Below are 13,214 nucleotides of genomic sequence, written 5' to 3' on the forward strand. Positions count from 1 at the left end.
CGGGCCCCCGCGCGGGGGTCCGGCGTACGATGATCTGATGCGAACTCCCCGCCACGCCGCGCGCGTTGTCATCGTCTCCCCCTCCGGGTCGGTGTTCCTCTTCCGCGAGAACAACGTGGAGGTCGGCATCCACTGGCTGCCGCCGGGCGGCGGGATCGACCCGGGCGAGAGCCCCGAGGACTGCGTGCTGCGGGAGTTGCGCGAGGAGACCGGGTGGACCGACCTGACGCCCGGGCGGCTGATGTGCACGTGGGAGCACGACTTCACGCACCAGGGGATCCCGGTCCGCCAGCACGAGCACATCTACGTCACCACCGGCCCGCGGCGCGAACCGGTCCTGGAGTCCCCCGGCATCCACTGGCAGTGGCTCTCGCCGGAGCGCCTGGCCGCCCTCGGCGAACCGCTGTGGCCCCCGCGCCTCCCGGAGCTCCTCGCGGACATCCCCGCACAGCCGGTCCACCTGGGGCTGCTCGCCTGAACCGGGCGCGCACCCGGCTCCCGCCGACACCCCCTAACGGCCGGCGGTGGCCTTGGCGTACAGCGCGGCCGCGTACGGACCGAGGACGGTGCTGGTCGACACGTCGTCGGTGTCCCCGCCCGTCAGAATGCCGATGATCTTCCCGTCGCGGGCGATCCAGGCGCTGCCGCTGGTGCCGCCGGGGAAGTCCGCGCAGTCGAAGCGCTGCTCGGTGGCGCTCTCGCGGACCGCGACCGCCGTGCAGGTACGGGGCACCTTGCGGTCGGCGGGGTAGCCGGTGACGGTGACCTCCTCGCCGGCCCGGCCGCTGGTGTCCAGCGGCGCGGCGCCGGTCACGTCCTCGATGTTCCGGCCCCGGTCGTCGGGGGCGAGGCGGGCGAAGGCGAGGTCGTAGTCGTCGTCGGTGCCCTGCGCCCAGCGGTCGTCCTCGAAGACCCGCTCCAGCTTCCACGTGCCGTACGGCGCGACGCCGTTCGCGTACGCGGGTGCGAAGACGGCGCCGCCCTCACCCTGCTCCCCGTCGAGCAGGCAGTGCCCGGCGGTGACGAGGAGGTTGCGGCCGGGGCTCTGCACGACGGTTGCGGTGCAGAAGTGGTCGCCGTCCAGGCCCTTGGTGAACAGCGCCCCGGTGAACGCCGCGGGCCCGCCCGGCTTCGGCACCACGGCGGGCGGCAGCGTCGTCGCCGGCGGGGCCGAGAGCTGCGGCTTCGCCACTTGCGATCGCGACGGTTCGCCGGGGGTCGCGGTCGGCGCGGCCTTCGCCCGTACGGGAGCGACGCCCTCGGGCGGCGGCACCAGCTCGGCCACGGCCGCGGAGGCGCCCAACGCCGCCACGGCACACAACACCGCCGTCACCACGGACCGCTTGTCCACCGGCACGATGATCACTCCCCTTTGCCCCGGCGAAGCATGCCCCGCACCCCCCACCCGGTGCAAGGCCGGCCACTCAAGCCCTCCGCGACGCGACCCCGCTCAGGAAACGCGTCCAGGCCCCGGGGGCCACTGCCAGCTCGGGCCCCGCCGCCACCTTGGAATCCCGTACGTGGACGGTCTCGGCACAGGTGGCCACTTCGACGCAGTTGTCACCGTCATTGCTGCTGTGGCTGCTCTTGAACCAGCGCAGATCCGGGTTGCTCATAACGCCCCTCGCAGTTGCTCCAACAGGCCACGGGAATCGGCCGGGTTGAGGGCCTGTGAGCGCAGTTTGGCATACCGCTGCTGGAGGATGCTGACCTCTTTGGCATCCGAGATCAGCGTGCCGGTCCGCTGTCCTTCGCTATAGCCGAGCCACTGGTGGTCGGGCGTCTCAAGGAGACAGATGGGGCCTGCCAAGCCGGCATGCTCGGTCTGGGTCCTCGGCATGATCTGGACGGTCACGTTGCGCAGCCGGACCACCGAAAGAATGTGGTCGATCTGTTCACGGACCGCCCCGTCCCCGCCGAACTTCCGATCGAATACCGATTCCTCGATGACGAAACTGAAGGAGGAGTGGGGGAGGGTGCGCAGGATCTGCTGACGCTCCGTCCTGCCCGCGACCTGGGCCGTCACCCGTTCGTCTTCCAGTGGCGGGACCCGCTCGGCGAACGTGCCCCGCGCGTACGCCTCCCCCTGCAGCAGACCCGGCACCATCCGGCACTCGTAGGTATAGAGGCTGAGCGCCGACGGCTCGAGCAGTGCCCACTTCTTGAACCATGAGGCCACACGTTTCGGCTTCGTCAAGTGTTTCGCGGCGCCCCGCACCACGCCGAAGCAGTCGAGGTGCAGTTCCAGCTGTTCCACGAACCGGTCGCTCGGATACCTGCGGGCCTGCTCCACCGAGCCGACGTACTGGGCGGAATAGCCGATGAGCGGAGCCAGCTCTTCCTGAGTCAGGCCCGCCCTCCTGCGGAAGGCCCTCGCGACCTCGGCGAAGCCCCTCAGGGCGCCGTTCGAGTCGTCTGACTCTTCGGACTCGAAGTCGCCGTCGTTCACGTACTCCACCCCCTGACACCTTCGGCTTGCGCGCCTCAGCGCCATGTTCGGGGGCGCGCCCCTGCCAGTCCAGGAGCCGGGGTCGTACAGAACGACCTGTACGAGGCCGTTGGTCAAAAGGCGTCACAAGCCGCCGGATCCACGCACGATCAGCCGACTCTCGACAGCGGGTCATCACGACCTCGTCGGCGAGCGGACGGCCGCAGCAGGAGCAGGTCTCCTGCTGCGAGCCGCTCGCGGGCAGCGGCGGCCGCTGCGCCGGGTCAGGGGTGTTTCACGCCCCCGGGCCCGGCCACAGGCCGGCCGGGGTGAGGCCCAGGAGGTCGATCGCGTTGCCGCGGACGATGCGGTCGACCACGTCCGGGGCGAGGTGGCCCATCTGGGCCTCGCCGACCTCGCGGGACTTGGGCCACGTCGAGTCCGAGTGCGGGTAGTCCGTCTCGTACAGGACGTTGCCGACGCCGATCGCGTCCAGGTTCTTCAGGCCGAAGGCGTCGTCGAAGAAGCAGCCGAAGACGTGCTCGGCGAAGAGCTCCGACGGCGGCCGCAGGACCTTGTCGGCGACCCCGCCCCAGCCGCGGTTCTCCTCCCAGACCACGTTCGCGCGCTCCAGGATGTACGGGATCCAGCCGATCTGGCCCTCCGCGTACATGATCTTCAGGTTCGGGAAGCGCTCGAACTTGCCGCTCATCAGCCAGTCGACCATCGAGAAGCAGCAGTTGGCGAAGGTGATGGTGGAGCCGACCGCCGGCGGGGCGTCCGCCGAGGTGGACGGCATGCGGGAGGAGGAGCCGATGTGCATGGCGATGACCGTGCCGGTCTCGTTGCACGCCTCCAGGAAGGGGTCCCAGTCGTCCGTGTGGATGGACGGCAGGCCCAGGTGCGGGGGTATCTCGGAGAAGGCGACGGCGCGCACGCCCCGGGCGGCGTTGCGGCGGACCTCCGCGGCGGCGAGGCGGGCGTCCCAGAGCGGGACCAGGGTGAGGGGGATGAGCCGGCCGCGGGCGTCGGGGCCGCACCACTCCTCCACCATCCAGTCGTTGTAGGCCCGTACGCCGAGGAGTCCCAGCTCCCGGTCCTTGGCCTCGGTGAAGGTCTGGCCGCAGAAGCGGGGGAAGGTGGGGAAGCAGAGCGCCGACTGGACGTGGTTGACGTCCATGTCCGCGAGCCGTTCGGGAACCGAGAAGGACCCCGGGCGCATCTGCTCGTAGGTGATGACTTCCAGTTTGATCTCGTCGCGGTCGTACCCGACGGCCGTGTCCAGCCGGGTGAGCGGGCGGTGCAGGTCCTCGTACACCCACCAGTCACCGATCGGGCCGTCGTCGCCCCTGGCTCCCATGACGGGGGCGAACTTCCCGCCGAGGAAGGTCATTTCCTTCAGGGGGGCGCGGACGACCCGGGGACCGGTGTCCTTGTACTTGGACGGGAGCCGGTCCCGCCAGACGTGGGGGGGCTCAACCGTGTGGTCGTCCACCGAGATGATCTTCGGGAAGGTCTCCATGACCCCTACGGTAGCGCCGATCTGACGAACCGTCAGCTAGTTGGGCGCGGATCGGCACCTGACGGGCTGACGTGTACGCGCGACACAGGGCAGACTGACCCTTACAACCACGGAAGGCAGGGGGGACGACAGATGGACGGCGTACCGGCCATCCCGCAGCCGCGGAACCACCCCGAGGCAGCCCGGACCAGCTCCGCGGGCACCGGCACCGCGGCCACCGGCGCCAGGACCACGGCCGCCGCCACCCATGCCGCCGCCCGTTCCCAAGCCGCCCGGCCCGCCGCCGGCAGAGCCCTCCTCCCCGGATCCGGCCCCGCGACGGCCGGAGCGGTCCCCGCCGTGCCCGCCGCACCGGGGGACCCCGCGCCCGGAGCAGCCGGGCACCGCCCCACCGGACCCAACAGCCCCGCCGGACCCACCAGCCCCTCCGGCCCCGGAGCGGCAACGCCCGGCGCCACCGCACCCCGGCCCGCCGTCGCCGCCGCCTCGGGACCGCACGCCGCGCCCGCCGACGCCCCGCGGGCCGGCGGCCCCGAGGCGCCCCACGGGCCCGTACCCGGCTCCCGGTTCGCCGTCCTCGGCCCCGTCCGGGCCTGGCGCGGCGCCGAGGCGCTGCCCTCCGGCACCCCCCAGCAGCGCGCCCTGCTCGCCGCGCTCCTGCTCCGCGACGGCCGTACCGCCACCGCGCCCGAGCTGATCGACGCCATCTGGGGCGAGGACCCGCCCCAGCAGGCCCTCGCCACCATCCGTACGTACGCCTCCCGCCTCCGCAAGGTCCTCGACCCGGGGCTGCTCGTCACCGAGTCCGGCGGCTACGCCATCCGCCTGCGTTCCACCGCCACCCTCGACCTCGGCGTGGCCCGAGCCCTGGCCGCCGAAGCCGAGACGGCCCGCACGGCCGGCGACCGCGGCCTCGCCCGTACGCTGCTGGCCCGCGCCCTGGACCTGTGGGACGGCGAGCCCCTCGCCGCGGTCCCCGGGCCGCACGCGGAGACCGAGCGGACCCGGCTCGCGGAATGGCGGCTCCAGCTCGTGGAGACCCGGCTCGACCTCGACCTGGAGGTCGGCCAGCACGCCGAGGCGGTCTCCGAGCTCACCGCGCTGACCGCCGCGCACCCGCTGCGCGAGCGGCTGCGCGAACTCCTGATGCTCGCCCTCTACCGCAGCGGCCGCCAGGCCGAGGCCCTCGCCGTGTACGCCGACACCCGCCGGCTCCTCGCCGACGAGCTCGGGGTCGACCCCTGCGCCGAACTCTCCGCGCTCCAGCAGCGCATCCTCAACGCCGACGCCGACCTCGCCCGCGCCGAGGACCCGGCGCCCGCAGCGGCCTCCGTCCAGGTAAGGCCCGCCCAATTGCCCGCCACCGTCGCCGACTTCACCGGCCGCAGCAGCTTCGTCGACGAGCTCGGCAGCATCCTGGCCGGCAGCGCCGGGGCGGGCCAGGTCATGGCCGTCTCCGCGCTCGCCGGGATCGGCGGCGTCGGCAAGACCACCCTCGCCGTGCACGTGGCCCACGCCGCCCGCCCGCACTTCCCCGACGGCCAGCTCTACGTCGACCTGCAGGGCACCGAGCCGCGCCCCGCCGAACCCGTCGCCGTCCTCGGCTCCTTCCTGCGCGCGCTCGGCACCCCCGACACCGCCATCCCCGACTCCCCCGCCGAGCGGGCCGCGCTCTACCGCTCCACCCTCGACGGCCGCCGCGTCCTGGTCCTCCTCGACAACGCCCGCGACGCCGCCCAGGTCCGCCCGCTGCTGCCCGGCACCGCGGGCTGCGCCGCGCTCGTCACCAGCCGCGTCCGCATGGCGGGCCTCGCCGGAGCCCACCTCGTCGACCTCGACGTGATGAGCCCGGAGGAGGCCCTGCAACTCTTCACCCGGATCGTCGGCGCCGAACGCGTCGGCGCCGAACGCCAGGCCGCCCTCGACGTGGTCGGCGCCTGCGGCTTCCTGCCGCTCGCCATCCGCATCGCGGCCTCCCGCCTCGCCGCCCGCCGCACCTGGACCGTGTCCGTCCTCGCCGCGAAGCTCGCCGACGAGCGCCGCCGCCTCGACGAGCTCCAGGCCGGCGACCTCGCCGTCAAGGCCACGTTCGAGCTGGGCTACGGCCAGCTGGAGCCCGCCCAGCAGCGCGCCTTCCGCCTCCTGGGCCTCGCCGACGGCCCCGACATCTCCCTCGCCGCCTCCGCCGCCGTCCTCGACCTGCCCGAGCAGGACACCGAGGACCTCCTGGAGGCCCTGGTCGACTGCTCCCTGCTCGAATCCGCCGCGCCCGGCCGCTACCGCTTCCACGACCTCGTACGCCTCTACGCGCGTGCGTGCGCCGAGCGCGACGAGCAGCCCCCGGGCGGGCGCGAGGCCGCCCTCGACCGGCTGCTGGACTTCTACCTGGCCACCGCCTCCGGGGTGTACGCCCTGGAGCGTCCCGGCGACCGGCTGCCCGCGCACCTGTCCGCCACCCGCCACCCCGGGCTGGTCTTCGGCGATCCGCGCGCCGCGCTGGACTGGCTGTTCGCCGAGGCCGACCCGCTGCTGGCCTGCGTCCGGCAGGGCGCCGTACGCCAGGACCGCGACGGGACGCGGGTCCTGCGCCGGGCCGTGGACCTGTTGTGGGCGGCCAAGGACCTCGCCGAGTCCGGCGCGAACTCCAAGCAGTACGAGTCGGCCGCGACCGCCCTGCGCGACGCCGCGCACGGCGCAGGCGATCCCCGCGCCGAGGGCCGGGCCCGCACCACCCTCACCAACACCCACCTCGTCGCGGGCCGGTTCACCGAAGCCGACGAGGAGGCCCGGCGGGCCACCGCGCTCGCCCGCGAGGCCGGCGACCCGCTGCCCAGCTGCTGGGCGCCCAACGACCGCGGGATCATCGCCCTCTACCAGGGCCGGCACGCGGACGGCGAGCGCTACCTGCTGGAGGCCATAGAGAACTTCCGCGCCGACGGCAACCACATCGGCGAGGCGAGCGCCCTGTGCAACCTCTCCCGCATCCACGTGGAGCTGGGCCGCCTGACGAGCGCCATCGACCTCGCCCGGCAGGGCATCGCCGTCTACGACCGGATGGGCCTGACCCTGCGCCTGGCCAACGGCCGGTACGCGCTGGGCATCGCGCTGACCCAGGCGGGGCGGCTCGGCGAGGCCCTGGCGCAGCTCACGGAGGCGCTGTCGCTGTTCCACGACAACCGCCAGCCCCTGTGGGAGGGCGTGACGCACTTCCGGCTCGCCGAGGCCCATCTGGCGGCGCGCCGTCCGACGCTGGCCGCCTCGCACGCCGAGCAGGCCATCGCGCTGCGCGGGATCGGCGGCGAGTGGCGCCGGGCCACCGTGCTGACGGTGCTGGGCAAGGCGCTGCTGCGGCTGGGCCAGTCGGACCGGGCGCGGGCCTGCTGGCGCGACGCCGAGGCGGTCTTCGCGCAGCTGGACTCCGCCGAGCTGTCCGAGGTACGGGCGCTGCTGGACCCCGAGATCGCCGCCTGACACGGTCCGGTGGCGGCCCCGTACGCCCGGAGGCGGCCCTGACCTGGGCCGCCGGGCGATGAACGGGACGTTCATCGTTCGTTTATCGCCGCCCGGCACGATAAGTGCATCGACCCGCCGCACCGGGGGGACTGGAGGGTCGGTCGGAGGACTACCCGTTCGGCGGTCCGCGGGGGAATCGCCGAACGGGCCCTACCCACCCACCAGGAGATCCGATGACGACGAACGAGAACATCGTGCCGCTCGACAACCACGCCTCGGGCGTCGAGATCAAGCCGCTGGAGAAGCCCGCGGAAAAGCCCGCGGAGGTACCGCTCGACGGTAACCAGCCCGCGGAGGAGCAGATCCAGACGCTGGACAACCACGCGTCCGGCCCCCGCCCGTAACCCGGGCGGACACGGACGCAGCACGAAGACTTACGGGGGACAACGGGGGGACGGCGGTCGCGGTGGCCCGGAGGGGGAGCCATCGCGACCGCCGCACACCCATGTCCGGACCCGGACCCGGAATCGGGCGCCTGACGGCTGACGCCTGACGCCTGACGCATGACGGCTGACGCATGACGGCGGCCTGAACCCGGCCGGCGCCGCGCCCTGCCGCGCCCGGCCACGGACCCGCCGGGCGGGCCGGTCACTACGCTGGGGGCGTGTTCACCTCCCAGGGGCCGAGCGTCCGCGAACTGGCCGTGCAGGCCCTCTCCTCCGTCGAGCGCGGCTACGACCTGCTCGCGCCGAAGTTCGACCACACCCCCTTCCGCACGCCCGACCGGATGCTCGACGCCGTCGAGGAGGCCCTCGCCGCGCGGGAGGGTTCCTTCGGCGCCGGGCTGGACCTGTGCTGCGGGACCGGCGCCGCGATCGGCATGCTGCGCCGGCTGTGCCGGGAGCGCGTGACCGGGGTCGACCTCAGCGCGGGCATGCTGGCGCAGGCCCGGCGGGCCCACCCGGACGACCGGGTGGACTTCGTACGGGCCGACGCGCTGGCGCTGCCGCCCGGGCTCGGGAACGCGTACGACCTGGCGGTGAGCTTCGGGGCCTTCGGGCACTTCCTGCCGGCCGAGCGGCCGGCCCTGTTCGCCGGGGTGCGGGCCGCGCTCCGCCCGGGCGGGCTGTTCGCCTTCCCGATCGGCGCGCCGATCCCGCCCCGCCACCCCGCGTGGTGGGCGGTGGCGGGCTTCGACGCGGCGATGCGGGTGCGCAACGCGTTCTGGCGGCCGCCGTTCGTCATGTACTACCGGACGTTTCCCCTGGGACCGGTCCGCGCCGATCTGGAAGCGGCGGGCTTCACCGTGGAGACGGCCGCGCTGGAACCCTTCGGCCGCCTCCCCTCCGGCGCCCCGCGCTGGCGCCTGGTCCTGGCCCGCACCCCGGTTTCCTAGGCCGTCACTCCCGGCGCCCGGCGGGTGCGCAGTTCGCGTTTGAGGACCTTTCCGCTCGCGTTGCGGGGCAGTTCGGTGACGAACTCCACGGCGCGCGGGACCTTGTAGTTGGCCATCTCGCGCCGGGACCAGGCGATCAGGTCGTCGGAGGTCAGGGTGGAACCGGGGCGGCGGACGGCGTACGCCTTGCCGACCTCGCCGAGGCGCGGGTCGGGCACGCCGATCACCGCGACGTCCGCGACGTCCGGGTGGAGGCCGAGGAGCTGCTCGATCTCGGCGGGGTAGGCGTTGAAGCCGCCGACGATGAACATGTCCTTGATCCGGTCGGTGATGCGCAGGTTCCCGGCGCGGTCCAGGACCCCGACGTCACCGGTGCGCAGCCAGCCGTCGGAGGTGACGGCGGCCGCGGTCTCGGCGGCGTCCTCGAAGTAGCCCCGCATGACGTGGTGTCCGCGTACCCACACCTCGCCGGCCGTGCCGGCGGGCTGCGGGGTGCCGTCGGGGCCGGCGATGCGCAGCTCGGTTCCGGGGATGGGCCGGCCGGAGGTCTCGGCGATGACGCGGGCCGGATCGGCGCGGCGGCACATGGTGACGATGCCGCTGGCCTCGGAGAGCCCGTAGGCGGTGAGGACGGTGGCGATGTGCAGCTCGCTGCGGAGCCGTTCGACGAGCTGGAGCGGGACCACGGCCGCTCCGGTGACGACGAGGCGCAGGGCGGACAGGTCGTGGTGGTCGCGCTGGGGGTGGTCGAGGAGCGACTGGTGGAGCGTGGGCGGCCCGGGGAGCACGGAGATCCGCTCGGCGGCGACGTTGGCGAGGACGGTGTCCACGTTGAAGACGGGCTGCGGGACCATCGTGGCCCCGCGCATCAGGCAGGCGATGATCCCGGCTTTGTAGCCGAACGTGTGGAAGAAGGGGTTCACGATCAGGTAGCGGTCGCCCTCGCGCAGTCCGGCGAGCTCGCTCCAGACGGCGTAGCAGCGCAGGGACTGGGCGTGGGTGATGACGGCGCCCTTGGGGCTGCCGGTGGTGCCGGACGTGAAGATGATGTCGGAGGCGGCGTCGGAGGGGATCGCCTCGGCGCGCGCGCGGACGGCCTCCGCGGCCACGGCGTCCCCGCCCGCGAGGAAGTCCTTCCAGGTGCGGAAGGAGTCGGGGGCGTCGTCGGCGAGGACGACGACCTGTTCCAGGTGCGGCAGCCCGGGCAGCGGCCCGGTGCCGGGGCCGTCCGCGGCGGCGCGGCGCAGGGAGGCGACGTACGAGGTGCCGAGGAAGGTGCCGGTGACGAAGAGCAGCCGGGCGCGGCTGCTCCGCAGGACGTACGCGGCCTCGGCGCCCTTGAACCGGGTGTTCAGGGGGACGAGCACGGCGCCCGCCGAGACGGCGCCGAGGGCGGACACGATCCATTCGAGGGTGTTGGGCGCCCAGACGGCGACCCGGTCGCCGGGCTCGACCCCGGCGGCGGCGCAGGCGGCCGCGGCGCGCTCGACGCGTTCGCCGAGCTGGGCGTAGCTGATCCGTACGCGGCCGTCGACGACGGCCTCGCGGTCGGCGTACCGGGCGGCGGATTCCCTGACCAGCCGCGCGATGCTGCCCCAGCGCAGGTCGCCCCGCGGATCCCCGCCGGGGACGGCGGCGTGCCCGTCCGGGCGCACCGCGTCCCCGTCCGGGTGCACCGCGTCCTCGCCCGGGTGGGCGGCGGACCGGCCCGGAGGCCCCGCGTAGCCGCCGCGGCCGTCGGTGCAGTCGCCCGGGCCGCCGCCCCGCCCGCCGTGCAGCTCTTCGTTCGCGCCCTCGTCCATCGTCCGCCCTCCCCGACACCACTAGCTGACTATCCGTCAGATTAGCTGTAGCCTTCGCGGCTGTCAGTACTGGTGCACCCGGAGGTGGCGATGGCGGCAACGCTCAAGGACGCTACGGCGATAGTCGGCATCGGCCAGACCGCCTTTGCGAAACAACTGCCGCAGTCCGAAAAGGAACTGGCCTGCCGGGCCATTCTGGCGGCACTGGCCGACGCGGGCATAGACCCCGCCGAGGTCGACGCGTTCTCCTCGTACACCATGGAGGAGACCGACGAGGTCGAGGTGGCCAAGGCCATCGGCGCCGGCGACGTCACCTTCTTCTCCAAGATCGGCTACGGCGGCGGCGGTTCCTGCGCCACCGTCGGCCACCTCGCGGCCGCCGTCGCCACCGGACAGGCCTCCGTCGGCGTCGCCTGGCGCTCGCGCAAGCGCGGCTCCGGACCGCGCCCCTGGAAGAACACCGCCGTCCAGCTGCCCACCCCCGGGCAGTGGACCCGGCCCTTCGGCCTGCTGCGCCCCGCCGACGAGATCGGCATGCTGGCCCGCCGCTACATGCACGAGTACGGCGCCACCCGCGACCACCTCTTCAACGTGGCGATGGCCTGCCGCAACCGGGCCAACGAGAACCCGGCCGCGATGATGTACGAACGCCCGCTGACCCGCGAGATGTACATGACCTCCCGCATGATCAGCGACCCGCTCTGCCTGTTCGACAACTGCCTGGAGACCGACGGCGCACTGGCCTGCGTGATCGTCTCCGCCGAACGCGCACGGGACTGCCGCCAGAAGCCCGTCTACGTCCACTCCGCCGCCCAGGGCCTGCCCGCCCAGCACCACGGGATGGTCAACTACTGGAACGACGACCCGCTGAGCGGGCCCGCCTGGACGGCCGCCCGGCACCTGTGGAAGCAGGCCGACTTCGGCCCGCAGGACGTGGACGTGGCCCAGATCTACGACGCCTTCACCCCGCTCATCCCGCTCTCCCTGGAGGGCTACGGCTTCTGCGGGCGCGGCGAGGGCGCCGCCTTCACCGAGGGCGGTGCGCTGGAGATGGGCGGCCGGCTCCCGATCAACACCGGGGGCGGCGGGCTGAGCGAGGCCTACGTCCACGGCTTCAACCTGATCAACGAGGGCGTCAAGCAGCTGCGCGGCACCTCCACCGCCCAGGTGCCGGACGCCGCGACCTGTCTGGTGACGGCGGGCGAGGGTGTCCCGACGTCCGCGATCCTGCTGAGAGCCTGAGGAGCCGCCCCATGACCGCGCCCCGGACCACCCCCGCGACCGCGCCCGCGCCCGCCTCCGCGCCCGCCGCCTCCGCACCCGCGCCCGTGAGCGCGCCCGCGCCCGTGACGGGGCCGGGCTCCCCGCCCGCCCCGCCCGCCGACGCGCTGCTGCTCCCCGTGCCCGACGAGGACGGCGCGCCCTTCTGGGAGTACGCCGCCCGGGGCGAGCTCCGCGTCCAGGCCTGCGCCGACTGCGGCAGGCCCCGCTTCCCGCCCCGCCCCTGCTGCCCGCACTGCCGGTCGTTCGCGAGCGAGTGGCGGCCCATGAGCGGCCGCGGCCGCATCTGGTCCTGGGTGCGCCCGCACCCGCCGCTGCTGCCCGCGTACGCCGCGCAGGCCCCGTACAACGTGATCCTCGTGGAACTCGCCGACGCCCCGCACATCCGGCTGGCCGGCAACCTCGTCACCTCCGCCGACGCTGCGCTGGACTCGGTGGACCCGGCGCGGCTGCGCATCGGGGCGCGCGTCCAGGTGGTGTTCACCGAGACGGGCGGGATGGCCGTGCCGCGCTGGGTCCTGGAGAAGCCGTGACGCTGCGGGTGGAGCGCGACGCGTCCACCGGGGTCGCGGTCGTCACCCTGGACCGGGAACGCCGGCACAACGCCATCGATCTGGAGACGGCCGACGAACTGATGGCGGTGTGGCAGGAGTTCCGTTTCGACGACGCGGTCCGGGCGGTCGTGCTGACGGGCGCGGGGACGGCGGCGTTCTGCACCGGGATCGACCGGGGCGTGGACGTGCCGCAGCCGGGGTCGCCGTACTCGGTGGACGATCCGCTGGTGGCGATCGGCCCCAAGGCGGCCGACCTGTGGAAACCGGTGATCGCCGCCGTCAACGGCATGGCGTGCGGCGGGGCCTTCTACCTGCTGGGCGAGTCGGAGTTCATCGTCTCCTCCGAGAGCGCGACGTTCTTCGACCCGCACACCGCCTACGGCATGGTCAGCGCGTACGAGGCCGTCTACATGGCGCAGCGGATGCCGTTCGGGGAGGCCGCCCGGATGTCCCTGATGGGCACCGCCGAACGGCTCTCCGCCCGGCGGGCGTACGAGATCGGCCTGGTCTCGGAGCTGACGGCGCCCGGGGAGCTGCTCCCGGCGGCGCTCCGGTCGGCGCGGACCCTGGCCGGCTTCCCGACGGAGGCCGTGCAGGGCACCGTGCGCGCGCTGTGGTCCGCGAAGCGGGCGGCGCTCCGGCAGGCCCTGGACCAGGCCCCGGCGCTGATCACGCTCGGGAACCTGGCGCCCGAGCGGCAGGCGGAGCTGTTCGCCTCCCGGCGGCCGGGAGGCGATTACCGGCTGCGCTGACCGCCGGGAGGGCCCGGCCGGGCCGC

The 13,214-nt window shown here is 73.9% G+C and carries 12 protein-coding genes; 7 read left to right on the forward strand and 5 right to left on the reverse strand.

All coding sequences use genetic code 11. From position 1 onward, the window contains the following. Positions 1–37: 37 nt before the first annotated feature. Positions 38–478: an NUDIX hydrolase gene (locus ACZ6S8_RS29430; RefSeq protein ID WP_469460440.1), complete on the forward strand. Its 441-nt coding sequence runs from the start codon at positions 38–40 to the stop codon at positions 476–478. Positions 479–511: 33 nt separating this feature from the next. Here ACZ6S8_RS29430 and ACZ6S8_RS29435 read toward each other — a convergent pair whose 3' ends face one another. From ACZ6S8_RS29435 to ACZ6S8_RS29450, 4 genes are all read right to left on the reverse strand, one after another. Then, on the reverse strand, positions 512–1,351 hold the full coding sequence (locus tag ACZ6S8_RS29435) for a trypsin-like serine peptidase (protein ID WP_469460441.1): 840 nt from the start codon (positions 1,349–1,351) through the stop codon (positions 512–514). Positions 1,352–1,424: 73 nt separating this feature from the next. Next, positions 1,425–1,616, reverse strand: coding sequence for a DUF397 domain-containing protein (locus ACZ6S8_RS29440; RefSeq protein ID WP_469460442.1), 192 nt, complete (start codon positions 1,614–1,616; stop codon positions 1,425–1,427). Continuing rightward, positions 1,613–2,458, reverse strand: a complete 846-nt coding sequence (locus tag ACZ6S8_RS29445; protein WP_469460443.1) for a helix-turn-helix domain-containing protein — start codon at positions 2,456–2,458, stop codon at positions 1,613–1,615. Before ACZ6S8_RS29445 ends, ACZ6S8_RS29440 begins: the two co-directional genes overlap by 4 nt. 265 nt (positions 2,459–2,723) lie before the next feature. Beyond that, complete coding sequence (locus ACZ6S8_RS29450) at positions 2,724–3,950, reverse strand: amidohydrolase family protein (RefSeq protein WP_469460444.1); 1,227 nt, start codon at positions 3,948–3,950, stop codon at positions 2,724–2,726. Between the two features lie 132 nt (positions 3,951–4,082). Here ACZ6S8_RS29450 and afsR point away from each other — a divergent pair, with 132 nt between their 5' ends. From afsR to ACZ6S8_RS29465, 3 genes are all read left to right on the forward strand, one after another. Next, entirely contained in the window at positions 4,083–7,421 is a 3,339-nt protein-coding gene (afsR, locus tag ACZ6S8_RS29455) for an SARP-family global regulator AfsR (protein ID WP_469460445.1), read from the forward strand. Between the two features lie 215 nt (positions 7,422–7,636). Next, a complete protein-coding gene (locus tag ACZ6S8_RS29460; RefSeq protein WP_469460446.1) occupies positions 7,637–7,807 on the forward strand; it encodes a hypothetical protein in 171 nt (56 codons plus the stop codon). A 260-nt stretch (positions 7,808–8,067) separates the two neighbouring features. Continuing rightward, positions 8,068–8,799 carry a class I SAM-dependent methyltransferase gene (locus ACZ6S8_RS29465; RefSeq protein WP_469460447.1) on the forward strand — a complete coding sequence of 244 codons (732 nt, stop codon included), beginning with the start codon at positions 8,068–8,070 and terminating at the stop codon, positions 8,797–8,799. On the opposite strand, the gene ACZ6S8_RS29470 is transcribed toward ACZ6S8_RS29465, so the two are convergent. Beyond that, positions 8,796–10,601, reverse strand: a complete 1,806-nt coding sequence (locus ACZ6S8_RS29470; RefSeq protein WP_469460448.1) for a FadD3 family acyl-CoA ligase — start codon at positions 10,599–10,601, stop codon at positions 8,796–8,798. The genes ACZ6S8_RS29465 and ACZ6S8_RS29470 overlap by 4 nt on opposite strands. 90 nt (positions 10,602–10,691) lie before the next feature. Here ACZ6S8_RS29470 and ACZ6S8_RS29475 point away from each other — a divergent pair, with 90 nt between their 5' ends. From ACZ6S8_RS29475 to ACZ6S8_RS29485, 3 genes are all read left to right on the forward strand, one after another. Then, positions 10,692–11,843 (forward strand): lipid-transfer protein, encoded by a 1,152-nt coding sequence (locus ACZ6S8_RS29475; RefSeq protein ID WP_469460449.1) that lies wholly within the window; start codon positions 10,692–10,694, stop codon positions 11,841–11,843. 146 nt (positions 11,844–11,989) lie between these two features. Beyond that, on the forward strand, positions 11,990–12,415 hold the full coding sequence (locus tag ACZ6S8_RS29480; RefSeq protein WP_469460500.1) for a Zn-ribbon domain-containing OB-fold protein: 426 nt from the start codon (positions 11,990–11,992) through the stop codon (positions 12,413–12,415). Next, complete coding sequence (locus ACZ6S8_RS29485; RefSeq protein WP_469460450.1) at positions 12,412–13,188, forward strand: enoyl-CoA hydratase/isomerase family protein; 777 nt, start codon at positions 12,412–12,414, stop codon at positions 13,186–13,188. The genes ACZ6S8_RS29480 and ACZ6S8_RS29485 overlap by 4 nt, the downstream gene beginning before the upstream one ends. Positions 13,189–13,214: the final 26 nt, after the last annotated feature.

The organism is Streptomyces sp. NPDC048461, assembly GCF_055587105.1.

Bases quoted from the DNA above. Each gene is read 5' to 3' on its own strand.
- ACZ6S8_RS29460 (WP_469460446.1), top strand. From the start codon at position 7,637: ATGACGACGAACGAGAACATCGTGCCGCTCGACAACCACGCCTCGGGC.
- afsR (WP_469460445.1), top strand. From the start codon at position 4,083: ATGGACGGCGTACCGGCCATCCCGCAGCCGCGGAACCACCCCGAGGCA.
- ACZ6S8_RS29475 (WP_469460449.1), top strand. From the start codon at position 10,692: ATGGCGGCAACGCTCAAGGACGCTACGGCGATAGTCGGCATCGGCCAG.
- ACZ6S8_RS29440 (WP_469460442.1), bottom strand. From the start codon at position 1,616: ATGAGCAACCCGGATCTGCGCTGGTTCAAGAGCAGCCACAGCAGCAAT.
- ACZ6S8_RS29450 (WP_469460444.1), bottom strand. From the start codon at position 3,950: ATGGAGACCTTCCCGAAGATCATCTCGGTGGACGACCACACGGTTGAG.
- ACZ6S8_RS29430 (WP_469460440.1), top strand. From the start codon at position 38: ATGCGAACTCCCCGCCACGCCGCGCGCGTTGTCATCGTCTCCCCCTCC.
- ACZ6S8_RS29470 (WP_469460448.1), bottom strand. From the start codon at position 10,601: ATGGACGAGGGCGCGAACGAAGAGCTGCACGGCGGGCGGGGCGGCGGC.